The organism is Achromobacter sp. DMS1, from assembly GCF_001270295.1.
On the sequence record NZ_LHSJ01000007.1, the window covers coordinates 13,124 to 36,269 of the forward strand.

17 protein-coding genes and 5 pseudogenes are annotated in these 23,146 nt (G+C 66.9%); 19 read left to right on the forward strand and 3 right to left on the reverse strand.

Annotation, left to right across the window (positions count from 1 at the left end; genetic code table 11):
• Positions 1 to 21: 21 nt before the first annotated feature.
• Positions 22 to 2,471 (forward strand): annotated as a pseudogene (gene lon, locus AD428_RS01715) (endopeptidase La).
• Positions 2,472 to 2,820: 349 nt separating this feature from the next.
• Here the strand turns inward: lon and lexA are convergent.
• Both lexA and AD428_RS01725 read right to left on the reverse strand, forming a co-directional pair.
• A pseudogene (lexA, locus tag AD428_RS01720) lies at positions 2,821 to 3,491 on the reverse strand (transcriptional repressor LexA).
• A gap of 229 nt (positions 3,492 to 3,720) precedes the next feature.
• Positions 3,721 to 4,920: an amino acid aminotransferase gene (locus tag AD428_RS01725; protein WP_053243928.1), complete on the reverse strand. Its 1,200-nt coding sequence runs from the start codon at positions 4,918 to 4,920 to the stop codon at positions 3,721 to 3,723.
• Positions 4,921 to 5,007: 87 nt separating this feature from the next.
• On the opposite strand from AD428_RS01725, the gene uvrB reads away from it, so the two are divergent.
• From uvrB to AD428_RS01780, 11 genes are all read left to right on the forward strand, one after another.
• Positions 5,008 to 7,035: an excinuclease ABC subunit UvrB gene (gene uvrB, locus AD428_RS01730; RefSeq protein WP_053243929.1), complete on the forward strand. Its 2,028-nt coding sequence runs from the start codon at positions 5,008 to 5,010 to the stop codon at positions 7,033 to 7,035.
• A 250-nt stretch (positions 7,036 to 7,285) separates the two neighbouring features.
• Positions 7,286 to 7,777 carry a low molecular weight protein-tyrosine-phosphatase gene (locus AD428_RS01735; RefSeq protein WP_053243930.1) on the forward strand — a complete coding sequence of 164 codons (492 nt, stop codon included), beginning with the start codon at positions 7,286 to 7,288 and terminating at the stop codon, positions 7,775 to 7,777.
• Positions 7,778 to 8,046: 269 nt separating this feature from the next.
• Complete coding sequence (gene iscR, locus AD428_RS01740; protein WP_053243931.1) at positions 8,047 to 8,592, forward strand: Fe-S cluster assembly transcriptional regulator IscR; 546 nt, start codon at positions 8,047 to 8,049, stop codon at positions 8,590 to 8,592.
• 19 nt (positions 8,593 to 8,611) lie between these two features.
• A complete protein-coding gene (locus tag AD428_RS01745) occupies positions 8,612 to 9,823 on the forward strand; it encodes an IscS subfamily cysteine desulfurase (protein WP_053243932.1) in 1,212 nt (403 codons plus the stop codon).
• Between the two features lie 33 nt (positions 9,824 to 9,856).
• Positions 9,857 to 10,261, forward strand: a complete 405-nt coding sequence (gene iscU / locus AD428_RS01750; protein WP_053243933.1) for a Fe-S cluster assembly scaffold IscU — start codon at positions 9,857 to 9,859, stop codon at positions 10,259 to 10,261.
• 1 nt (position 10,262) lies between these two features.
• Positions 10,263 to 10,586, forward strand: a complete 324-nt coding sequence (gene iscA, locus AD428_RS01755) for an iron-sulfur cluster assembly protein IscA (RefSeq protein ID WP_053243934.1) — start codon at positions 10,263 to 10,265, stop codon at positions 10,584 to 10,586.
• Between the two features lie 3 nt (positions 10,587 to 10,589).
• Positions 10,590 to 11,102: a Fe-S protein assembly co-chaperone HscB gene (gene hscB, locus AD428_RS01760; protein ID WP_053243935.1), complete on the forward strand. Its 513-nt coding sequence runs from the start codon at positions 10,590 to 10,592 to the stop codon at positions 11,100 to 11,102.
• A gap of 54 nt (positions 11,103 to 11,156) precedes the next feature.
• Entirely contained in the window at positions 11,157 to 13,016 is a 1,860-nt protein-coding gene (gene hscA, locus AD428_RS01765) for a Fe-S protein assembly chaperone HscA (protein ID WP_053243936.1), read from the forward strand.
• A gap of 9 nt (positions 13,017 to 13,025) precedes the next feature.
• A complete protein-coding gene (fdx, locus tag AD428_RS01770) occupies positions 13,026 to 13,367 on the forward strand; it encodes an ISC system 2Fe-2S type ferredoxin (protein WP_053243937.1) in 342 nt (113 codons plus the stop codon).
• A complete protein-coding gene (gene iscX, locus AD428_RS01775; RefSeq protein WP_053243938.1) occupies positions 13,367 to 13,561 on the forward strand; it encodes a Fe-S cluster assembly protein IscX in 195 nt (64 codons plus the stop codon). The genes fdx and iscX overlap by 1 nt, the downstream gene beginning before the upstream one ends.
• 181 nt (positions 13,562 to 13,742) lie before the next feature.
• Positions 13,743 to 14,627 carry a methylglyoxal synthase gene (locus AD428_RS01780; RefSeq protein ID WP_053243939.1) on the forward strand — a complete coding sequence of 295 codons (885 nt, stop codon included), beginning with the start codon at positions 13,743 to 13,745 and terminating at the stop codon, positions 14,625 to 14,627.
• A gap of 17 nt (positions 14,628 to 14,644) precedes the next feature.
• Here AD428_RS01780 and AD428_RS01785 read toward each other — a convergent pair whose 3' ends face one another.
• A complete protein-coding gene (locus tag AD428_RS01785; protein ID WP_053243940.1) occupies positions 14,645 to 15,448 on the reverse strand; it encodes an enoyl-CoA hydratase/isomerase family protein in 804 nt (267 codons plus the stop codon).
• Positions 15,449 to 15,759: 311 nt separating this feature from the next.
• Here AD428_RS01785 and AD428_RS01790 point away from each other — a divergent pair.
• From AD428_RS01790 to AD428_RS01820, 7 genes and pseudogenes are all read left to right on the forward strand, one after another.
• A pseudogene (locus tag AD428_RS01790) lies at positions 15,760 to 16,583 on the forward strand (ABC transporter ATP-binding protein).
• A complete protein-coding gene (locus tag AD428_RS01795; protein ID WP_053243941.1) occupies positions 16,583 to 17,461 on the forward strand; it encodes a branched-chain amino acid ABC transporter permease in 879 nt (292 codons plus the stop codon). Before AD428_RS01790 ends, AD428_RS01795 begins: the two are co-directional and overlap by 1 nt.
• 3 nt (positions 17,462 to 17,464) lie before the next feature.
• On the forward strand, positions 17,465 to 18,502 hold the full coding sequence (locus tag AD428_RS01800; RefSeq protein WP_053243942.1) for a branched-chain amino acid ABC transporter permease: 1,038 nt from the start codon (positions 17,465 to 17,467) through the stop codon (positions 18,500 to 18,502).
• 55 nt (positions 18,503 to 18,557) lie between these two features.
• Positions 18,558 to 19,739 carry an ABC transporter substrate-binding protein gene (locus AD428_RS01805; RefSeq protein WP_053243943.1) on the forward strand — a complete coding sequence of 394 codons (1,182 nt, stop codon included), beginning with the start codon at positions 18,558 to 18,560 and terminating at the stop codon, positions 19,737 to 19,739.
• Between the two features lie 49 nt (positions 19,740 to 19,788).
• Complete coding sequence (locus AD428_RS01810; protein ID WP_053243945.1) at positions 19,789 to 20,583, forward strand: ABC transporter ATP-binding protein; 795 nt, start codon at positions 19,789 to 19,791, stop codon at positions 20,581 to 20,583.
• Positions 20,583 to 22,438 (forward strand): annotated as a pseudogene (locus AD428_RS01815) (AMP-dependent synthetase/ligase). The gene AD428_RS01810 and the pseudogene AD428_RS01815 overlap by 1 nt, the downstream one beginning before the upstream one ends.
• Positions 22,435 to 23,146, forward strand: a pseudogene (locus AD428_RS01820) (steroid 3-ketoacyl-CoA thiolase); the annotation flags it as partial. The pseudogenes AD428_RS01815 and AD428_RS01820, both read left to right, overlap by 4 nt.

Sequence of the window (23,146 nt, forward strand, 5' to 3'; positions counted from 1 at the left end):
AGTCATACCGAGGAACCCCCTATGTCTGCCAGCCAGACCCTGCCTTCCGACCCGATCGACCTGCCCCTGCTGCCGCTACGCGACGTCGTCGTGTTTCCGCACATGGTGATCCCGCTGTTTGTCGGCCGCCCGCGCTCCATCCGCGCGCTCGAGGTCGCCATGGAAGCGGGCAAGAGCATCATGCTGGTGGCCCAGAAATCCGCCGGCAAGGATGATCCCACCCCCGAAGACGTATACGAAATCGGTTGCGTCGCGGGCATACTGCAAATGCTCAAGCTGCCCGACGGAACGTGAAGGTGCTGGTCGAGGGCACGCAGCGCGCGCGCATCAACAGCATCGAAGACGTGGACTCGCACTTCACGTGCCAGGTCACGCCCATCGAACCCGACGTCATGCAGGGCTCCGAAACCGAAGCCCTGCGCCGCGCCATCGTTGCGCAGTTCGAACAGTACGTCAAACTCAACAAGAAGATCCCGCCGGAGATCCTCACCTCGCTGGCGGGCATCGACGATGCCGGCCGCCTGGCCGATACCATTGCCGCCCATCTGCCCCTCAAACTGGAGCAGAAGCAGAAGATGCTGGAAATCACCGGCACTTCCGAACGCCTCGAAGGTCTGCTCACGCAGCTCGAAACCGAAATCGACATTCTCCAGGTCGAGAAGCGGATTCGCGGCCGCGTGAAGAAGCAGATGGAAAAGAGCCAGCGCGACTACTACCTGAACGAACAGGTCAAGGCCATCCAGAAGGAACTGGGCGAGGGCGAGGAAGGCGCGGACATCGAAGAGCTCGAGAAAAAGATCGTCGCCGCGCACATGCCCAAGGAAGCGCGCAAGAAGGCCGATTCCGAGCTCAAGAAGCTCAAGCTCATGTCGCCCATGTCGGCCGAGGCCACCGTGGTGCGCAACTACATCGACACGCTCATCAATCTTCCCTGGAAGAAAAAGAGCAAGATCAACAACTCCATCAGCAACGCCGAAACCGTGCTGGACAACGACCACTACGGTCTGGAGAAGGTCAAGGAACGCATTCTCGAATACCTCGCCGTGCAGCAGCGCGTGGACAAGGTCAAGGCGCCCATCCTGTGCCTGGTCGGACCTCCGGGCGTGGGCAAGACCTCGCTCGGCCAGTCCATTGCCAAGGCCACGAACCGCAAGTTCGTGCGCATGGCGCTGGGCGGCGTGCGCGACGAAGCCGAGATCCGCGGCCACCGCCGCACCTATATCGGCTCCATGCCCGGCAAGATCATCCAGAACATGACCAAGGTCGGCGTGCGCAATCCGCTCTTCCTGCTCGACGAGATCGACAAGCTGGGCATGGATTTCCGCGGCGATCCCTCGTCGGCGCTGCTGGAGGTGCTGGATCCGGAACAGAACCACACGTTCCAGGACCACTACATCGAGGTGGATTTCGACCTGTCCGACGTGATGTTCGTGGCCACGAGCAATACGCTCAACATTCCGCCGGCCCTGCTGGACCGCATGGAAGTGATCCGCCTGTCGGGTTACACCGAAGACGAGAAGATCCACATCGCCCGCGATCACCTGCTGCCCAAGCTGATGAAGAACAACGGCGTGAAGGACAGCGAGCTGACCGTGGACGAGAGCGCCCTGCGCGACATCGTGCGCTACTACACTCGTGAAGCCGGTGTGCGCGCGCTGGAACGCGAGGTGGGCAAGATCTGCCGCAAGGTGGTCAAGCAGCTGCTGGCCCAGTCCGACCGAGCCAAGGAAGAGGGCAAGGCGCCCGAAACCAAGCCGGTCAACGTCACGGCCGAAAACCTGAGCGATTACCTGGGCGTGCGCCGCTACACCTTCGGCATGGCCGAGAAGGAAAACCAGATCGGCCAGGTCACGGGCCTTGCCTGGACCGAGGTCGGCGGCGACCTGCTCACCATCGAAGTGGCGGACATGCCCGGCAAGGGCGTGATCCAGCGCACCGGCTCGCTGGGCGACGTCATGAAGGAATCGGTCGAGGCCGCCCGCACCGTGGTGCGCTCCCGCGCCCGCCGCCTGGGCTTTGCCGACAGCGTGTTCGAAAAACACGACATGCACGTGCACGTGCCCGAAGGCGCCACGCCCAAGGACGGTCCGTCCGCGGGCATCGCCATCACGACCGCCATGGTGTCGGCCTTGTCCCGCATTCCGGTGCGGGCGGACGTAGCCATGACGGGCGAGATCACGCTGCGGGGCGAAGTCCTGCCGATCGGCGGTCTGAAGGAAAAGCTGCTCGCGGCGCACCGCGGCGGCATCAAGACCGTGCTGATTCCGGAAGAAAACGTCAAGGACCTGGCCGAGATTCCCGACAACGTCAAGAACCAGCTCGAAATCGTGCCGGTCCGCTGGATCGACAAGGTGCTGGAACTGGCGCTGGAGCGTCTACCCGAGCCGTTGGCCGAGGAAGAGGCCGTGAAGGAACCGCTGGTGGGCAAGCCTGCCGAGTCGGAATCGGGCGATCCCGTCCTGAAGCACTGATCCGGCCATGCCGCCGCCGGGCCCGCGCGCAAGTGCGGCCCGGTCAAGATGACCGCGCACCCTGTGCGCGGTTTTTTTTTGGTGCGCCCGGCAGGGCGCACCCACTTGGAGGTGGAAGTCCTCTACTCGCCCGACAAGGGGAAGAGTTAGCCGAAGGCAAGGGCTAACCCCTCACCCTACCCGATCGTGCCATGAATGGGCCGCGAAGCGGGCTGTGGAACGGAGGGTGAAGCCCGCCCTGAAACGGGCTGCTGCGGAAGAAGGAGGCGGGAAGCAAGACGCAGGGCCGCGGGCCCTGCCGTTCTGCATTCGTTCGTTGCGCCTGCTCGGCCGAGTGGCGCGCAGAGGATCAGTGCAACGCCTGGGTGCGGATCAGCCCGACGGCGATGCCCTCGAGCGCGAAATCCTGGCCGGGCTCGACAATGATGGGGTCGAAATCAGGGTTTTCGGGCAGCAGGGCGAGCCGGCCGTTCTGGCGCTGGAAGCGCTTGACGGTAACGTCGTCGCCCAGGCGCGCGACCACGATCTGGCCGTTGCGCGCTTCGGCGGCTTTCTTGACGGCGAGCAGGTCGCCTTCGAGGATGCCGGCGTCGCGCATGCTCATGCCGCGCACCTTGAGCAGGTAGTCGGGCGCCTGCGCGAACAGGCTGGGATCGACGCCCACCTCGCGTTCGACATGTTCGGCCGCCAGGATGGGGCTGCCGGCCGCCACGCGGCCCACCAGCGGCAGCAGCAGCTGCTGCAGCGCGCCGCCACGGACGAGGCCGCCAGCGAGGCGGAAGAGGGGGAGGAGGCGTCCTTGGCGAGGTCCTTGAGGCGGATGCCGCGGGATGCGCCGGCGGTAAGCTCGATGGCGCCCTTGCGCGCCAGGGCCTTGAGATGGTCTTCCGCCGCGTTGGGCGAGCGGAACCCCAGCGCCTGGGCAATTTCGGCGCGGGTGGGCGGAAAACCCGTGCGCGCTACCGTGAGCCGGATGAGATCCAGGATTTGCTGTTGGCGTTCGGTGAGTTTGCTGGCCATGGCGATGATCCGTTTGCTGGCGGACTGTACATATATACAGCGCCATTCTGGGGGACACAGCAAAAAAAAGCAAGCAGCGGAAAAGGCGGGGCGGGGGTGGAACGGGACCGACGCGCAGCGGGGCCGGCGCGGCAGGCGCCGATGCGGAAAGGCCCATGCAAGAAGGGCCCATGCAAGAAGGGCCCGCGAGGGGCCCTTCTTGCGGTGGGCGGCACGGGGCCGAGCCGCCTTACAGCACGGAGGCGATGGCCTTGGCCACGGTGTCGATGTTGCCGCTGTTGAGCGCGGCCACGCAGATGCGGCCGCTGGAAACGGCGTACACGCCGTGTTCTTCGCGCAGGCGGTCGACCTGGGCGGCCGTGAGGCCCGAGTACGAGAACATGCCGCGCTGCTTCAGGACGAAGCTGAAATCCTGCTTGCCGCCGTACTGGGCGATTTTCTCGACCAGTTGCTTGCGCATGAGGCGGATACGGTCGCGCATGCCGGCCAGCTCTGCTTCCCACATGGCGTACAGCTCGGGCGAGTTGAGCACCATGGAAACCACCGTGCCGCCGTGGGTGGGCGGGTTCGAGTAGTTGGTGCGGATCACGCGCTTGAGCTGGCTCAGGACGCGGACGGCCTCGTCCTTGCTGCCGGCCACCACGGTCAGCGCGCCCACGCGCTCGCCGTACAGCGAGAACGATTTCGAGAACGACGAGCTGATGAACATGGTGAGATCGAGATCGGCGAACAGGCGCACCACCGCGGCATCTTCCTGCAGGCCTTCGCCGAAGCCCTGGTAGGCGATGTCCAGGAAGGGAACCAGGCGGTTTTCCTTGACCGCCGCGGCGATCTGTTTCCACTGGTCGAGCGTGGGATCGACGCCCGTGGGGTTGTGGCAGCAGGCGTGCAGCACCACGACGGTACCGGCGGGGGCGGCCTTCAGGTCGGCCAGCATGCCGTCGAAGTTCAGGCCGCGGGTAGCCGGATCGTAGTACGCATAGGTGCCGACCTCGAAGCCGGCGCGCTCGAACAGCGCGCGATGGTTTTCCCAGCTCGGGTTGCTGATGAGCACTTTCGACTGCGGCAGCAGCTGGCGCAGGAAGTCGGCGCCGATCTTCAGCGCGCCGGTTCCGCCCAGCGCCTGGGCGGTCAGCACGCGGCCGGCGGCGGCCAGGGGGGAATCCTTGCCGAGCAGCAGGGTCTGCGCGGCCTGGTTGTAGCCCGCGATGCCCTCGATGGGCAGGTAGCCGCGCGCGGCGGCGGCTTCGATGCGCGCCTGCTCGGCCTTGCGCACCGCGGCCAGCAGGGGAATGCGCCCCTGGTCATCGTAATACACGCCCACGCCCAGATTCACTTTGCCGGGGCGGGTGTCCGCGTTGTACTGTTCGTTCAGGCCAAGAATGGGATCGCGCGGCGCGAGTTCGACGGTATCGAAAAGGGTGCTCATGGGAGTGTGTTGACGTGGGTGGACGCAGTCCGGAGTGCTGTGGATAATGGGGGGTTTACCCTGAAACAGTCTAGCATGGGAAACACTATGGCAGACCCCGGCTTCGTCGAATTCCCAGGCAGTCCATTTCACCTCCACCAGCCCTATCCGCCCGCGGGCGACCAGCCCGCCGCCATCGAGGCGCTGACCCAGGGCGTGCAGGACGGCCTCATGTACCAGACGCTGCTGGGCGTGACGGGTTCGGGCAAGACCTACACCATGGCCAACGTCATCGCGCGCCTGGGGCGGCCGGCCCTGGTGCTGGCGCCCAACAAGACGCTGGCCGCCCAGCTCTACGCCGAGATGCGCGAATTCTTCCCGCGCAACGCCGTCGAGTATTTCGTTTCGTACTACGACTACTACCAGCCCGAGGCCTACGTGCCCACGCGCGACCTTTTCATCGAGAAGGATTCCTCGGTCAACGAGCACATCGAGCAGATGCGGCTGTCGGCCACCAAGAGCCTGCTGGAGCGCCGCGATACGGTCATCGTCGGCACGGTGTCGTGCATCTACGGTATCGGCAACCCGGGCGACTACCACGCCATGGTGCTCATCCTGCGCACGGGCGATCAGATCTCCCGGCGCGAGATCCTGGCGCGGCTGGTGGCCATGCAATACACCCGCAACGATGCCGAGTTCACCCGCGGCGTGTTCCGCGTGCGCGGCGAAACCATCGACATCTTCCCGGCGGAAAGCCCCGAGCTGGCCTTGCGCGTCACGCTCTTCGACGACGAGATCGAAACCCTGGAGCTCTTCGATCCGCTCACCGGCCGCGTGCGGCAGAAGCTGCTGCGCTTCACGGTGTACCCTGGCTCGCACTACGTCACGCCGCGCGACACGGTGCTGCGCGCGATCGAAACCATCAAGGAAGAGCTGCGCGAGCGCGTCAAGCATTTCGTGGACGGGGGGCACCTCGTCGAGGCGCAGCGGCTCGAACAGCGCACGCGCTTCGACCTCGAGATGCTGCAGGAGCTGGGCTTCTGCAAGGGCATCGAGAACTACTCGCGCCACCTGTCCGGCGCGGCGCCCGGCGAGCCGCCGCCTACGCTCATCGATTACCTGCCCGCCGATGCGCTGATGTTCATCGACGAAAGCCACGTCACCATCGGCCAGCTGGGCGGCATGTACCGCGGCGACCGCGCGCGCAAGGAAACCCTGGTGCAATACGGGTTCCGCCTGCCTTCGGCCCTGGACAACCGGCCGCTGCGCCTGGAGGAGTTCGAGGCGCGCATGCGGCAGTGCGTGTTCGTCTCGGCCACGCCCGCCGCCTACGAGAACGAGCATTCGGACAACGTGGTGGAACAGGTGGTGCGGCCCACCGGCCTGGTCGATCCCGTGGTGGAAGTGCTGCCGGCCCGCACCCAGGTGGACGATCTGCTGGGCCAGATCAAGGCCCGCGTGGCCCGGTCGGAGCGGGTGCTGGTCACCACGCTTACCAAGCGCATGGCCGAGGACCTGACCGACTTCCTTTCCGAGCACGGCATCCGGGTCCGTTATCTGCACTCCGACATCGATACCGTGGAGCGGGTGGAAATCATCCGCGACTTGCGCCTGGGCACTTTCGACGTGCTGGTGGGCATCAACCTGCTGCGCGAGGGGCTGGACATTCCCGAGGTGTCGCTGGTGGCCATCCTGGACGCCGACAAGGAAGGCTTCCTGCGTTCCGAGCGCAGCCTGATCCAGACCATCGGCCGGGCCGCCCGCAACCTGAACGGCCATGCCATTCTTTACGCCGACCGCGTCACCGACTCGATGCGGCGCGCCATCGAGGAAACCAGCCGGCGCCGCGCCAAGCAGTTGAAATTCAACGAAGATCACGGCATTACCGCCAAAGGCGTGCAGAAGGCGGTGCGCGAGCTCATCGACGGCGTGGTGGCGCCGGCCCAGCACGACACGCTGGAGGCCGCGGTGCCCGCCGAGCTGCTCACCGACGAGAAGGCGCTGGCCCGGGAAATCAAGCGCCTGGAAAAGCTGATGATGGACCACGCGCGCAACCTGGAATTCGAGCAGGCCGCCGCCGCCCGGGACGCGCTCAATGCGCTCAAGCAGCGGGTGCTGCTCGACGGGGCGGTATAGCGCCGCGGTTGTTGTTACATGTGCTTGATGGGTGCTGACATAAATCTGAACGACGGGTGATCGCCGCGCCGCGGCATGGCGTTCCCGCCGCGCCGGAGGCGGCGCGCGCGGGGCGATTCCGGCGCTCGCCGGAATTGACGCAATGAATTGATTTCATTGAAAAAATCAAAGCGCCTGTTTCGTCCCGCACCCATTGCGCAGGCGCAAAAAAAGCTTGCCTTATTCCGGGTTTTCCCGCACACTTACATGCATGATGACCAAGGTACTTTTCGTTTGCATGGGCAATATCTGCCGCTCGCCGAGCGCAGAGGGCGTGTTCCGTCATTTGGTGAATGACGCGGGTCTGGCCGATGTCGTGCGCATCGACTCGGCGGGAACGCATGCCTTCCATATCGGCGAGGCGCCTGATGCCCGGGCGCAAGCCGCGGCGCGCAAGCGCGGCTACGAAATCACGCACCGCGAGGCCCGCCAGGTCACCGCAGAGGATTTCCGCGATTTCGACCTCATCCTCGCCATGGACTGGGACAACCTCTCGGCCATGCAGCAACAGTGCCCCAAGGCGTACCAGCACAAGCTCATGCTGCTCATGCGCTTTGCGAACGACCACGAGGAAGCCACGGTGCCCGACCCGTACTACGGCGGCGCGGACGGCTTCTCCAAGGTGCTCGACTACCTGGAAGACGCCTGTCAGGGTGTGCTGGAGCTGGTCCGCAAGCGCGCCACCCAGTACCAGGCGGCCTGATTTTGCCCTGAGGCACAGGGCCTGATGCCCGGGCCGGTGCCGGTCAGACCTTCGGGCCGTGTCGCCAGGGTTTCGTCATCAGGCGGCCGCCGCCCGGGCCGGCGCCGCCCCTGGCGACGCCGGACAGACGGAAACCGCGCCTCGGCGCGGTTTTTTCTAGGCGGGAGCCATACCAAATTAGTCGGGAATTTGCTATACTTGAGGCAATTACTCAGGTATTGCCCGCCGGATGACCCGGCGGCCGATGCCGGGATCACAGGGAATTCACCATGCGGCTAACTACCAAAGGGCGTTTCGCCGTGACGGCCATGATCGATCTCGCCATGCGCCAGCACAGCGGTCCGGTCACTCTCGCGGCGATCAGCCAGCGTCAGAACATCTCGCTTTCCTACCTCGAGCAGCTTTTCGGGAAACTGCGCCGCCACGAACTCGTGGACAGCGTGCGCGGCCCGGGAGGCGGCTATTCGCTCGCCCGCCTGGCGCGCAACGTCACGGTGGCCGACATCATCTTCGCCGTCGACGAGCCGCTGGACGCCACCAGTTGCGGCGGCAAGCGGGACTGTACGAGCGGCAACGACGGCAAGCCTGGCAAGTGCATGACGCACGAGCTCTGGGCCACCCTGAATCGCAAAATGGTGGATTACCTGGATTCGGTATCCCTGCAGGATCTGGTCGACCAGCAGCGTGTGCGGCAACTGCAGGAAGCCAACAACCAAGCCCAGGCCTGCGCGGTGCGCGTGGATCGGGTGGGCGGCGCCAATGCGAGCGCCGCCAACGCCCCGACCACCTCCGTCGCGGCCAATGCCACCGTATAAGCAGCATCAGGAGCAGTACATGACCTCTCGCCCGATCTACCTGGATTATTCCGCCACCACTCCCGTCGACCCGCGCGTGGTCGAGAAAATGGTGCCGTGGCTCTACGAGCATTTCGGCAACCCGGCCTCGCGCAGCCATGCCTTCGGCTGGGAAGCGGAAGAGGCCGTCGAGCGCGCCCGCGAGGAAGTCGCCAAGCTCGTGAACGCCGATCCGCGCGAAATCATCTGGACTTCCGGCGCCACGGAGTCCGACAACCTTGCCATCAAGGGCGCGGCGAATTTCTACGCCGAACGGGGCAAGCACATCATTACCGTCAAGACGGAGCACAAGGCGGTGCTGGACACCTGTCGCGAACTGGAGCGCCAGGGTTTCGAAGTGACCTATCTCGACGTCAAGGACGACGGCCTGATCGACCTGGACGTGTTCAAGGCCGCGCTGCGTCCCGACACCGTGCTGGTGTCGGTCATGATGGTGAACAACGAGATCGGCGTCATCCAGGACATCGAGACGCTGGGCGAAATCTGCCGCGAGAAGGGCATCGTCTTCCATGTCGATGCGGCGCAGGCCACCGGCAAGGTCGAAATCGACCTGCAAAAGCTCAAGGTCGACCTCATGTCGTTCTCGGCGCACAAGACCTATGGCCCCAAGGGCATTGGCGCGTTGTACGTGCGCCGCAAGCCGCGCGTGCGCATCGAGGCGCAGATGCACGGCGGCGGCCACGAACGCGGCTTCCGCTCCGGCACGCTGGCCACGCACCAGATCGTCGGCATGGGCGAGGCGTTCCGCCTGGCGCGCGAGGAAATGGGCACCGAGAACGAACGCATCCGCATGCTGCGCGACCGCCTCTGGGCGGGCCTGTCGCAGATCGAGGAGGTGTACCTCAACGGCGACATGGAGCACCGCGTGCCGCACAACCTGAACGTGAGCTTCAACTACGTCGAAGGCGAGTCGCTCATCATGGCCATCAAGGAGCTGGCGGTGTCCAGCGGCTCGGCCTGCACTTCGGCCAGCCTGGAGCCCTCCTACGTGCTGCGCGCCCTGGGCCGCAACGACGAGCTGGCGCACAGCTCCATCCGTTTCACCCTGGGCCGCTTCACCACCGAAGCCGACGTCGACTACACCATCGAGCTCATCAAGAGCCGAGTGGGCAAGCTGCGCGACATGTCGCCGCTCTGGGAAATGGCCAAGGAAGGCATCGATCTGAACACCGTGCAGTGGGCCGCGCACTGAGCGCCCGCGCCAAGACATACGTGGAGAATCAACATGGCTTACAGCAGCAAAGTACTCGATCACTACGAGAATCCCCGCAACGTCGGTTCCTTTGACAAGTCCGACGACTCGGTGGGCACCGGCATGGTCGGCGCGCCGGCCTGTGGCGACGTGATGAAGCTGCAGATCAAGGTCAACGAAGCCGGCATCATCGAAGACGCGCGCTTCAAGACCTACGGCTGCGGCTCGGCCATCGCCTCCAGTTCGCTGGTGACGGAATGGGTCAAGGGCAAGACGCTGGACCAGGCCCTGGCCATCCGCAACACGCAGATCGCCGAAGAGCTGGCCCTGCCGCCGGTGAAGGTTCACTGCTCCATTCTGGCCGAGGACGCCATCAAGGCGGCGGTCCAGGATTACAAGGAAAAGCACTCGGCGAACGCCGAAGCCGTGGCGAACTGACATGTCCGTTACCCTGACCCAACAGGCTGCCAGCCATATCGGCCGCTATTTGCAGAAGCGCGGAAAGGGTATCGGCCTGCGGCTCGGCGTGAGAACGACGGGCTGCTCGGGCATGGCCTACAAGCTCGAGTATGTGGACGACCCGGCCGCCGAGGACCTCGTCTTCGAGAGCCACGGCGTCAAGGTGTTCGTCGATCCCAAGAGCCTTCCGTACCTGGACGGCACCGAGCTCGATTACGCCCGCGAAGGCCTGAACGAGGGCTTCAAGTTCCGCAACCCCAACGAGAAGGCGACCTGCGGCTGCGGCGAGTCGTTCACGGTGTAGGGCGTGGCGGCGGACGATCATTTCAGCCTTTTCGGCTTGCCGGCCCGTTTCGAGCTCGACGGGCAGGCGCTGGAATCCGCCTGGCGCGCCGTGGCGGCGCAGGTGCACCCCGACCGCTACGCAACCGCCAGCCCGGCCGAGAAGCGGGTGGCCATGCAATGGGCGGCGCGCGCCAACGAAGCCTACCGCGTCCTGCGCGATCCGCTGCTGCGGGCGCGCTACCTGTGCGAAAGCGCGGGCGTGGATTTGCAGACGGAAAGCAATACCGCCATGGACGCGGATTTCCTGATGCAGCAGATGGCCTGGCGCGAGATGCTCGACGACGGCCGCGACGATCCCGAGGCGCTGGCCGCGTTGCATGCCGAGCTGGAAACCGCCCGCGCCGGGATGCGCGCCCGGCTCGCGCAACTGCTGGACGTGGAACGCGATTACGCCGCCGCGGGCCAGAAGGTGCGCGAATGGATGTTCGTGGAGAAACTGGCGCAGGAGCTGGCCCAGGCCCAGCCGGCTCGATAGCGGAAGCGGGTGCGCGACGCGTCCCGGCCGCCAACCGACGAGAAAAACCGAATCATGGCCTTATTGCAGATTTCCGAGCCCGGCGAATCGCCCGCGCCGCACCAGCGCAAGCTGGCAGTGGGCATAGACCTGGGCACCACCAATTCCCTCGTGGCCGCCGTGCGCAGCAGCGTGGCCGAGGTGCTGCGCGATGAGCAGGGCCAGGCCCTGCTGCCTTCCGCGGTGCGCTACCTCGCCGGCGGCAAGACGCTGACCGGCCGCGAGGCCCTGGCCAGCCAGGCGGAAGACCCGCTGAACACCGTGGTGTCGGTCAAGCGCTTCATGGGCCGCAGCATGCAGGAGGCGCGCGCCATGCGCGCGCCCTACGAACTCGTGGACGCGCCCGGCATGGTGCGCCTGCGCACGGCGCAAGGCGAGCTGAGCCCGGTCGAGGTGTCGGCGCAGATCCTCGCGGTGCTGCGCCAGCGCGCCGAAGACGTGCTGGGCGACGAGCTCGTGGGCGCGGTGATCACCGTGCCCGCGTACTTCGACGACGCGCAGCGCCAGGCCACGCGCGACGCGGCGCGGCTGGCGGGGCTGAACGTCCTGCGCCTGCTGAACGAACCCACCGCCGCGGCCATTGCCTACGGGCTGGACAACGCCGCCGAGGGCGTCTATGCCGTATACGACCTGGGCGGGGGCACTTTCGACATCTCCATCCTGCGGCTGACCCAAGGGGTGTTCGAGGTCATCTCGACCGGCGGCGACACGGCGCTGGGCGGCGACGATTTCGATGCCGCCATCGTCGACCATGTGCTGGCGGCCGAGGGCAGCGAGATGGGCGGCGCCGACCGCAGCCGCCTGCTGGTGGCGGCCCGCGCCGCGCGCGAAGCCCTGTCCGACGCCCCCGAAACCGTGCTGCGCGCCGCGCTTTCCGACGGGCGCGAATTCAGCTGCGCGCTGACGCGCGGGCAATTCGAAACCCTGGCCCGGCCGCTGGTGGAGCGCACGCTGGACTGCGCGCGCCGCGCGCTGCGCGACGCCGGCCTGAAGCCGGCCGACGTGCGCGGCGTGGTCATGGTGGGCGGCGCGACGCGCATGCCCGTCGTGCGCGAGGCGGTGGGCCGGCTTTTCGGCACCGACCCGCTCATCGACCTCGACCCCGATCAGGTCGTGGCGCTGGGCGCGGCGCTGCAGGCCAATCTGCTGGCCGGCAACCGCGTGCCGGGCGAGGACTGGCTGCTGCTGGACGTGATCCCGCTGTCGCTGGGGCTGGAGACCATGGGCGGGCTGGTGGAGCGGGTGATTCCGCGCAACAGCACCATTCCCGTGGCGCGCGCCCAGGAATTCACCACCTTCAAGGACGGCCAGTCCGCCATGAGCATCCACGTGGTGCAGGGCGAGCGCGACCTGGTGTCCGACTGCCGCTCGCTGGCGCGTTTCGAACTGCGCGGCATCCCGCCCATGGTGGCGGGCGCGGCCCGCATCCGCGTGACCTTCCAGGTGGACGCGGACGGCCTGTTGAGCGTGACCGCGCGCGAGCAGAGCACGGGCGTGGAGGCCGCGGTGTCGGTGAAGCCCTCGTATGGCCTGTCGGACGAGGAAATCGCCCGCATGCTGGCTGATAGCGTGGCCCAGGCCGATACCGACGCCCGCGCGCGCATGCTGCGCGAACAGCAGGTCGAGGCGCGCCAGCTCGTCGAATCGGTGCGCGCCGCGCTGGCCGTGGACGGCGACCTGCTCGATGCCGAGGAGCGCCGCCGCATCGATGCGTGCCTGGAGGCCGCCTCGCACGCGCAGGACGCCCAGGACGTGGAGACCGTCAAGGCTGCCACCGCCGCGCTTTCCGCCGCGACCGACGAGTTCGCCGCGCGCCGCATGGACCGCAGCATCCGCGCCGCGCTGTCCGGCCGCAAACTGGACGAGATTGCCTGATTCGAAACTATGCCGAAACTGACTGTATTGCCCCATCCCGAGTACTGCCCAGAAGGCGCGGTGATCGAAGACGCCCCGAAAGGCGAATCCATCTGCCGCGTGCTGCTGGACAACCATATCGACATCGAGCATGCCTGCGAACTGTCGTGCGCGTGCACGACCTGTCACGTGGTGGTCAAGCAGGGGTTTTCCTCGCTGGAAGACCCCAGCGACGCCGAGGAAGACCTGCTGGACAAGGCCTGGGGCCTGACGCCGAATTCGCGGTTGTCTTGCCAGGCCCGGATCAGCGATGCCGACCTGACGATCGAGATTCCGAAGTACACGATCAACCACGCGAAGGAGGGCCATTGATGAAGTGGACCGACACCTACGAGCTTGCCGCCGCGCTCGCCGAAGCGCATCCGGACGCGGATCCCGCGACCGTGCGCTTCACGCAGCTGCGCGAATGGGTGCTGGCGCTGCCCGGATTCAACGACGACCCCGGACACTGCGGCGAGAAAATCCTGGAAGCCATCCAGATGGCCTGGATGGACGAGGCCGACTGACGCCAGGCTTGCCGTGACGGCTTTCCGCCGCGGCCGCCTCGATGAAAAAAGCCGCTCCTCCCTGGGGAGCGGTTTTTTTTGGGGCCGCCGAAACGGAGGCGGACGTCGGGGACGCAGGTTTTCGGCGGTATCATCGGCTGTCATCGGCCCCGTCTTTTCGTTTTTTTCCATAGAGTCCGCGATGCCTGCACCCCAATTGCGTTTCGGCCTGGCCGCCAACCGCCTGCACCATGAAACCCCGGACGCCGCGCTCTTTACCTGGCTGCGCGCCTGTTCCGCCACCATCCGCGAACTGGGCGTCCAGCTGCATACGGTGGGGCGCACGCACGACGCCATCGTGCGCGAAGGCATGCTGCAGGGCTATCCGGGCCTGATCCGCTATCCCTACGGGCGCGAGGGCGGCCTGATGAAGCTCGTGGCCCGCGTGACGGAAGGGCGGCAGGAGCAGGCGCCGTTCGACGGCGCCATCTACCTCATCGACCCGGTCGATCCGTCTTCCATTTTTCCGGAGGCGCTGGCCCTGAAGCGTCAATGCATTACGCACGGCCGCCCTTTCATCTCGACCCTGGCGGGCGCCATCGAATGGATGGAAGTCGAGCGCGTCCATGCCGGGCTGGCGCCCGACGCGGCGCTGTCGCGCTACTTCAATTTCGAGGGGCAGACGCTGGCGCTGATCGCCCACGATGCGCTCAAGGACGAGATGGTGGCCTTCGCCAGCGAACACTTCGACGTGCTGTCGCGGTTCGCGCGCCGCGTCGCCACGGGCACGACGGGCGGCCGCCTGAACGAGCTGGCCTGGTCGCGCGGCTGGCCGAAAGAGCGGCCGTGGGTGCACCGCTACCTGAGCGGGCCGCTGGGCGGCGATGCGCAGATCGCCGAACTGGTGCTGGAGCACCAGTGCCAGCGCGTGATCTTCTTCGAAGATCCCCACGTGGCGCGCCAGCACGAGGCCGACATCCAGCTACTGGAGCGGGCCGTGCGGGTGGTGACCGAGTCGGCCACATGCGCCACTTCGCCGTCGGTGGCGCGCCGCTGGGCGCAGGCGGTGGAGAAGCGCGTCATCTGACCCGCGCCGGCCCGGCCTTATTTCCCCGTGAACCGGGGCGGCCGCTTTTCGCGGAAGGCCTGCACGCCTTCGGCGAAGTCGGCGCGCCCGGCGGAGTCGAGGAAGCACGCGGTTTCCTCGGCCAGCTGGGTTTCGAGCGTGGCGCTTGCCGCCGAGCGCAGCAGCGTCTTGGCGCCCGCGATGCCGTGCGGCGCGTTGCGGGCAATGTCTTTTGCGTAGGCGAGCGCCGCGTCGGCGAGTTCGGCGGCGGGGGCGGTGCGGGTGACGATGCCCCAGGCCAGCGCGTCGCGGGCGTCGAAGGTGTCGGAGCGCAGCAGCAGGTCCAGCGCGCGGCGGGCGCCCAGCACGCGGGTCAGCCCGTGCGTCATGCCGGCGTCGGGCGTGGCGCCGAGCTTCAGATAGGCCGTCGTGAACCGCGCTTCGGCCGCGGCGATGGCCAGGTCGCAGGCGAGCACCAGCGACAGGCCCGCGCCCGCGGCGATGCCCTGCACCTGCGCCAGCCATACCTGGTCCATACGCGGGATACGGGCGATGAAATCGTTGAGCGGCGCGAACAGCGCGAGCAGCGTGCCGCGCACCTGATCGGCGTCGCCTTCGAACATGGAAATATCGCCGCCGGCGCAGAAAGCCTTGCCCGCGGCGCGCAGGAGCACCACGCGGGTGCCGGGGCAGGTCTGCAGCCATTGGGCGGCCTGCAGCAGGTCTTGCGCCATCGCCACATCGATGGCGTTGAGCGCGTCGGGGCGGTTCAGCGTCACGGTCGCGATCGCGCCGTCGGTTTCCAGAAGCAGCGTCCGGAAGCGGGGAATTCCTGGGGGCATGGCGAGTCTCCGTTATCGGGTAAATACCAAGTGTCGATCCAAAAAACCCGATGCTATGGTCTGAACCGAGCGCTTGCTCGGTTTTGTCTTGGGCACGCCAAGCGTAACGCATGGAACGATTTTCCGGCGCCGCACTGGCGTAGGACAGGTTCGTTGCATCGCCTGCCTCGCGGGTTCGCCAGACTGACGCCAATAAGCAATAAGAAAAGACCTCCACGCCGCGCCTTCGGCTTGCCGCCTCCAGTGGGGGGCGCATTTTTGCCCAGGGGCGGCCCAACGGCAAAAAGCTTCGCATCAAAGCGAGGAGACAGATGGTGGATCGGTCCGATAGCCCTCCCTTGCTGGAGGTGGATGGAGTCACGCTGGCGTTTGGCGGGGTAAAGGCGCTCACGGATGTGGGCTTTCGCGTGGCGGCCGGGTCCATCACGGCGGTCATCGGCCCCAACGGCGCCGGCAAGACCTCGCTGTTCAACACCATTTCCGGTTTCTACAAGCCCACGTCGGGACAGATCCGCTTCCTGGGGCGCGACATCACGCGCGTGGCGGCGCCCGAGCGCGCCCGGCTGGGCCTGGCCCGAAGCTTCCAGAACATCGCGCTGTTTCGCGGCATGACCGTGCTGGACAACATCAAGCTGGGGCGCCATGCCCATCTGCGCTGCAACGTGTTCGATGCGCTGTTCTACCTCGGCCGGCGCGCCGCGAGGAGATGGCGCTGCGCGCCGACATCGAGGAGCGCATCATCGATTTCCTGGAAATCGACCACATCCGTCACGCGCCGGTGGCGGCGCTGCCCTATGGATTGCAGAAGCGCGTGGAGCTGGCGCGCGCGCTGGCCATGAATCCCAAGGTGCTGATGCTGGACGAGCCCGTGGCCGGCATGAACCGCGAAGAAACCGACGATATGGCGCGCTTCATCCTGGACGCCCGCGCCGAATGGGGCGTGACGGTGCTGATGGTGGAGCACGACATGGGCATGGTGATGGACCTGTCCGACCATGTGGTGGTGCTGAACTTCGGCCAGGTGATCGCCGACGGCACGCCCGTCGAGGTGCAGGCGGCCCCCCAGGTTATCCAGGCCTATCTGGGCGCGGGTGACGTGGGCGACCTGCGTCGCCGCCTGAGAGAGGCCGCCTGATGGACATGCTGTTCTTCCTCGAGGTGACGCTGGCCGGGCTGGGCAGCGGCGGGCTGTATGCGCTGGCGGCCCTGGCGTTCGTCATCGTCTACAAGGCGACGCGGGTGGTGAACATCGCCATCGGCGAATTCCTGATGCTGGGCGCCTATCTCTTCTACGCCTTCGCCGCGGGCATGGCGTGGCCGATCTGGCTGGCCATCGCGGGCGCCGTGCTGGCTTCGGGGATGTTCGGCGCGCTGGTCGAGCGCCTGACCATCCGGCCCATGCTGGGCGAGTCGCCGATATCGGTTTTCATGGTTACGGTGGGGCTGGCGTCCATCCTGGTGGGGGCGGTGGAGCTCATCTGGACGGCGGACCAGCGGCGCCTGCCCGAATTCATGCCGCGTTCGCCCGTGATGGTGGGCGAAGCCTTCGTCGCGCCCAAGGTGTTCTACGGATTCTGGGTGGCGGCGGCGCTGGTCCTGCTGGTGCTGATCGTGTTCCGCTACTGGCGCGGCGGGGTGGCGCTGCGGGCCACGGCCTCGGACCAGGGCGCCGCGTACGCAATGGGCATCAACGTGCCGCGCGTGTTTTCGCTGGCCTGGGTGGCCGCCGGCGCGCTCGCGGCAGTGTCGGGCGTGATCGTGGGCGCGATCGGGGGCATTTCCTCGTCGATGGGCGTGTTCGGGCTGTCGGTGCTGGTGGTGGTGATCGTGGGCGGGCTGGACAGCGTGGCCGGCGCGCTGGTGGGCGGGGTGTTCATCGGCCTGCTGGAAGCCTGGGCGGGCGCCTACCTGGGGGGCGAGTACAAGTTGCTGGCCACTTTCATCGTGCTGGTCGCGGTGCTGATGGTCAGGCCCTATGGCCTGTTCGGCACCCGTGAAATCGAGAGGCTGTGACACATGCGCATCGCGACCGCCAAAGAGACCTATCTTGCCGACGAAGCACTGTTCGACACCCGCACGCAGCGCGTGTGGCTGGCGCTGCTGGCCGCGTCCCTGGCGGCGTTTCCGTTCGTGGCCGACGCCTATTGGCTGTACCTGGCCTGCCTGGCGGCGATCAACATCGCCAGCGCGACGGGGCTGAACATCCTGACCGGCTACACCGGCCTGGTCAGCCTGGGGCAGGCCGCCTTCATGGGCCTGGGCGCCTATACCGTGGCGCTGATGGAACTGCGCCTGGGCACGCCCGTGCTGGCGAACCTGCTGGGCGGCGGCATGGTGGCGATGGCGGGCGGACTGTTGGTGGGCATCCCGTCGTTGCGGGTGAAGGGGCTGTACCTGGCCATTTCCACCATCGCCGCATCGTTCATCGCGCACTTCGTTTTCGCGAACTGGGCGTTCACGGGCGGCACCGCGGGCCTGCAGGTGCCGCCGGCGCGGATGCTGGGCGCGGACCTGGACACGTCGTTCAAGCTCTATTGGCTGATCGTGCCGATGACGGCGCTGATGGTGCTGGGCGCGGCCAACCTGTTCCGCACGCGCATCGGGCGCGCTTTCATCGCGATCCGCGACCGCGACATCTCGGCCGAGGTGCTGGGCATCCGGCTGCTGCGCTACAAGCTGCTGTCCTTCGGCCTATCCTCGTTCTACGCGGGCGTGGCGGGCGGCCTGTGGGCGTATTTCTTCCGCGTGGTCACGCCCGAGAGCTTTCCGCTCATCATGTCGATCTTCTTCCTGGCGGCCATCATCGTAGGGGGCATGGGCACGATCCTGGGATCCATCCTGGGCGCGCTCTTCATGACGATGGTGCCGGAACTGCTGAAGCTGATCGTCGGATGGCTGCCCGTGGGCGGCGACGCGCTGCGGCTGATCTCGCCGGTGCGCACTATTGTTTTCGGCCTGCTGATCGTGGGCTTTCTGATCTTCGAGCCGCACGGGCTCGCGGAAATCTGGCGGCGCGTGCGCCGTTTCTTCCACCTCTGGCCCTTCCGCACCTGAGCCCGGCGCGAACAGCGCGGCGGCGGCCACCCACAAGACCCTCAGGAGACAAACCATGAAGCGCATCCGGATCGGCAGCGGTTTATCGAGGTTGCTGGCCCCGCTGGGCCTGGCGGCGGCCCTGGCGTCGGCGCCCGCCGCCCAGGCGGCGGAGGACCTGGTGCTGGGCGGGTCCATTCCGCTGAGCGGGGTCTTTGCCTTTGCCGGGCAGGGCATCCATGCCGGCATTACCGACTACGTGAAGCTGGTCAACGAGCAGGGCGGGGTGAACGGACGCAAGCTGCGCTACGTGCCCGAAGACACCGCGTACAAGGTGGACGCCTCGGTGGCGGCGTTCAAGAAGATCACCAGCCAGAACAAGGTGAATTTCTACTACGGCGATTCGACGGGCTTTTCCAAGACCATCAACGCCGAGCTGAACCGCAGCGCCGACATCCTCATGACCGGCGCGTCGTTCGCCACCGAACTGAACGATCCGGCCAAGTATCCGGCCCAGTTCATGCTGGGGCCCGACTATACGGAGATGTTCGGCATCTTGCTGCGCTACATCGCCAAGGAGCAGCCCGGCGCCAAGGTGGCGTTCGTGTACTCGGACACGGAGTTCGGGCGCGATCCGATCGCGAGCTCGCGCGCGGTCGCCGAGAAGCTCGGGCTGAAGGTCGCGACCGAGATCATGACGCCGCCGGGCAGTGTGGACGTGTCGACCGAAGTCATCAAGCTTCGCCGCGCCGATCCCGACTACACCATTTTCCATGGCTACGTGCTGGCGCCGATTCCGGAGTTCGTGGGGCAGGGCAAGCGCATGGGCCTGAAGACGCGCTACATGGGCACCTTCTGGACCATGGACAACTCGACGGTGATGCAGATGGGCGAGGATGCCGAAGGCTTCATGGGCGTGATGCCTTACCGCTACTACTACGACACGGAGGGTGACGCGCCCATGCTGAAGAAGATCCGCGAGATGCGGCCGCAGTACCAGAGCACGGGCTACATGCAGGGTTTCCTGGCCGCCATGCTGTTCACCGAGGCAGCCAGGCGCACACTGGACGCGGGCAAGGAGCTGACCGCCGCCAACATGAAGGCGGCGCTCGACAGCATCAAGGATTTCGACACGGGCGGCCTGATCGGCGTGCCGATCACGATCAAGGGAAATTCCATTCCCGTGGGCCGCATCTACCGCGCCGACGTGAAGCGCAAGCAGATGGTGCCGGCATCCGACTGGATCGTTCTGAAGTGAGGCGGCCGTGAATCCCGGACAGGAGGCGCGGGCGGCGCCGGCTGCGGCCGTGCTCGATATCAACAACATCGAAGTCGTCTACAACAAGGCGGTACAGGTGTTGCGCGGCTTGTCCCTGTCGGTGCCCGCGGGCAGCATCGTGGCGCTGCTGGGCAGCAACGGCGCCGGCAAATCCACCACGCTGAAGGCGGTGTCCGGACTGCTGGACCTGGAGGACGGCGCGCTGGCGCGCGGGCGCATCGTTTTCGACGGCAGCGACACGGCCGGCGCCAGGCCGCAGAACCTGGTGCGCGCCGGCCTGGCGCACGTGATGGAAGGCCGCCGCGTGTTCGAAGACCTGACGGTGGAGGAGAACCTGGTGGCGGCCACCTATGCCCTGACGGGCAGGCCGGGCGCGCGCGCGGACTTCGACCTGGTCTATGCCTACTTCCCGCGCCTGTACGAACGGCGCAGAGCGCTGGCCGGTTATCTGTCGGGCGGCGAGCAGCAGATGCTGGCGATTGGCCGCGCGCTGATCGCGCAGCCCAGGCTGATGCTGCTTGACGAGCCGTCGCTGGGCCTGTCGCCGATGCTGGTCGAGAGCATTTTCTCCATCGTCGCGCGCATCAACCGCGAGCAGGGGGTGTCGATGCTGCTGGTGGAACAGAACGCATCGGTGGCGCTGGCGGTGGCGCACTACGGCTACATCATGGAGATGGGCAAGGTGGTGATCGACGGCAGCGCGGACAGGCTGGCGGCGGATCCGGACGTGCGCGAGTTCTACCTGGGTGTGGGCGGCGCGGGCGAGGCCCGTGGTTTTCGGAACCTCAAGCACTATAAGCGCCGCAAGCGCTGGCTCTCATGATGGACAAGGAACGCATCCCCCCGGCGGCCGGCGCGGACGCATGGCCGGCGCTGACGCTGCCGCAGATGCTGCGCGAGCAGGCCCGCCGGCATCCCGGCGCCATCGCCATCCGGCAGAAGGACTTCGGCATCTGGAAGCCCATCTCGTGGTCCGAATACTGGCGGCGCGCCCGCCGCGTGGGGCTGGGCCTGCGAGCGCTGGGCCTGGGCGCCGGCGGCCGGGTGGCCATCGTGTCCGAGAACCGCGTGGAGTGGCTGCTGGCCCAGATGGGGGCAGGCGCGGTCGGGGCCGTGGCGGTGGGCGTGTACGCCACCAGCCGGCCGGGGAAATGGGTTACGTGCTGGAGCACGCCGACGTCGAAGTGGTGGTGTGCGAAGACCAGGAGCAGACCGACAAGGTGCTGCAGGTGGCCGGCCGGCTGCCGCTGTTGCGGCGGATCGTGACGATAGAGTGCAAGGGCCTGCGCTCCTACGGGCCGGCCGAACGCGAACGCATCCTGACCTTCGCCGAGGTCGAGGCCGACGGCGCGCGCCGCGAGGATCGCGAGCTTTCCGGGCTGGATGCCATGCTGGACGGCCAGCGCCTGGACGACACGGGGCTCATGATTTACACCTCGGGCTCCACCGGCAAGCCCAAGGGCGCAATGCTGAGCTACCGCAACATGCGCGCCGTGGCGCCGGGCATCGCGGACAGGCTGGCGCTGGACCGCCGCAGCGTGCACCTGTCGTACCTGCCGCTGTGCCACGTGGCCGAGCAGATGCTGTCGACCTTCGTGCCCATCTACCTGGGCGCGCAGGTGAATTTCGGCGAATCGATACGCACGGTGCAGGAAGACCTGCGCGAAGTGGCGCCGACTCTCTTCCTGGGGGTGCCGCGCATCTGGGAAAAGCTGCACGCCGCCATCTCGATCAAGATGCAGGAAACGGGACGCCTGCGGCAATGGCTGTACCGCCGCGCGCTGGCCGCCTGCGAACCCTTTCTGGAGAAATCGCCGGCACAGTACACGGCCGGCGAACGGCTGACGCGCTGGCTGTGGCACTGGCTGGTGCTGCGCGCCTTGCAGAACTTCATCGGCCTGCGCCGCGTGCGCGTGGCGATGACGGGGGCCGCGCCGATTCCGCCGGAGGTGGTGCGCTATTTCCGCAAGCTGGGCGTGCCGCTGGTGGAGGTCTACGGGCTGACGGAATCGACGGGCATGATCTTCGGCCAGCATCCGGACCGCGTGAAAGTGGGCACGGTCGGCGAACCCATACTTGGCGTCGAGTGGCGGATAGGCGAGGCGGGCGAACTGCTTGTGCGCGGCGACATGGTGTTCCAGGGCTATTACAAGAATCCGGACGCCACGGCCGATACCTTGCGCGACGGCTGGCTGCATACCGGCGACGCGGCGGCCGAGGAGGACGGGCGCGTGCGTATCGTGGACCGCCTGAAGGACATCATGATCACGGCCGGCGGCAAGAACCTGACCCCGTCCGAGATCGAGAACGCGGTCAAGGGCAGCCCGTACGTGAAGGAGTGCATCGTGATCGCCGACGGGCGCAGGTATGTCTCGGCGCTGATCCAGCTCGAGTTCGACACGGTGGGCAAGTGGGCGGAGTCGCGCGGCATCGCCTTCACGCATTTCCGCTCGCTCGCCGAATCCGCGCAGGTGCGCGAACTGATCCAGCAGGAAGTCGCCCGCGCCAATGCCGGCCTGGCGCCGGTGGCGCAGATCAAGCGCTTCCATTTGCTGACCAAGGAGCTGGACCACGACGACGGCGAAGTGACGGCGACCATGAAGGTCAGGCGCGCCAGCATCTACCGCAGCTATGCCGGCGAAATCGAGGCGCTCTACAGCGAGGAGGCGACGGCATGAACGAAGCCGTGATCGTGGAAGCCGTGCGCACGCCGTTCGGGCGGCACGGCGGGTGGTGGGCGGACACGCGGCCGGATGCGCTGCTGGCCCGGACCGTAAGGGGCCTGCTGGCGCGCGCCGGCCTGCCGCACGACAAGGTCGAGGATCTGATCGCGGGTTGCGTCAGCCAGGCCGGCGAGCAGGGCGCCAATATCGGCCGGCTGGCCGCGCTGCTGGCCGGCCTGCCCGAGAGCGTTCCCGGCGTGGCCTTGAACCGCATGTGCGGCTCCAGCCAGCAGGCCGTGCATTTCGGCGCGCAGGCCATTGCCGCGGGCGACATGCGCTATGTGGCGGCGGGCGGCGTGGAGAGCATGAGCCGCGTGCCGATGTTCCTGGACGTGACGCTGGGACGGGAAGCGTTTCGCGGCTTCGAGTCGCTGAATCCCCAGTTGCTGGAACGTTATCCGCTCGTACACCAGATCGAGAGCGCGGAGCGGATCGCGGAACGGTGGCGCTTGTCCCGCCGTGAGATGGACGAATGGGCGCGGGAAAGCCATGCGCGCGCCTGGGCCGCGGCGCAGGCGGGCCGCCACGCCGAATTGCTGCCGGGGCCGCATGCGCGCGCGGACCGCGACGAAGGCATACGCGAGCGGACGGACCCCGGGCGCATGGCGGCCCTGGCGCCGGCCCTGCGGCCGCCCGGGGAGGGAGGCGTGACCGCCGCCAACG

Coding starts and splice junctions, on each gene's coding strand:
- AD428_RS01735 (WP_053243930.1), top strand. CDS start 7,286: ATGATGACCAAGGTACTTTTCGTTTGCATGGGCAATATCTGCCGCTCG.
- AD428_RS01795 (WP_053243941.1), top strand. CDS start 16,583: ATGGACATGCTGTTCTTCCTCGAGGTGACGCTGGCCGGGCTGGGCAGC.
- iscR (WP_053243931.1), top strand. CDS start 8,047: ATGCGGCTAACTACCAAAGGGCGTTTCGCCGTGACGGCCATGATCGAT.
- AD428_RS01805 (WP_053243943.1), top strand. CDS start 18,558: ATGAAGCGCATCCGGATCGGCAGCGGTTTATCGAGGTTGCTGGCCCCG.
- iscU (WP_053243933.1), top strand. CDS start 9,857: ATGGCTTACAGCAGCAAAGTACTCGATCACTACGAGAATCCCCGCAAC.
- hscA (WP_053243936.1), top strand. CDS start 11,157: ATGGCCTTATTGCAGATTTCCGAGCCCGGCGAATCGCCCGCGCCGCAC.
- fdx (WP_053243937.1), top strand. CDS start 13,026: ATGCCGAAACTGACTGTATTGCCCCATCCCGAGTACTGCCCAGAAGGC.
- AD428_RS01800 (WP_053243942.1), top strand. CDS start 17,465: ATGCGCATCGCGACCGCCAAAGAGACCTATCTTGCCGACGAAGCACTG.
- AD428_RS01745 (WP_053243932.1), top strand. CDS start 8,612: ATGACCTCTCGCCCGATCTACCTGGATTATTCCGCCACCACTCCCGTC.
- iscA (WP_053243934.1), top strand. CDS start 10,263: ATGTCCGTTACCCTGACCCAACAGGCTGCCAGCCATATCGGCCGCTAT.
- AD428_RS01785 (WP_053243940.1), bottom strand. CDS start 15,448: ATGCCCCCAGGAATTCCCCGCTTCCGGACGCTGCTTCTGGAAACCGAC.
- AD428_RS01780 (WP_053243939.1), top strand. CDS start 13,743: ATGCCTGCACCCCAATTGCGTTTCGGCCTGGCCGCCAACCGCCTGCAC.
- iscX (WP_053243938.1), top strand. CDS start 13,367: ATGAAGTGGACCGACACCTACGAGCTTGCCGCCGCGCTCGCCGAAGCG.
- uvrB (WP_053243929.1), top strand. CDS start 5,008: ATGGCAGACCCCGGCTTCGTCGAATTCCCAGGCAGTCCATTTCACCTC.
- AD428_RS01725 (WP_053243928.1), bottom strand. CDS start 4,920: ATGAGCACCCTTTTCGATACCGTCGAACTCGCGCCGCGCGATCCCATT.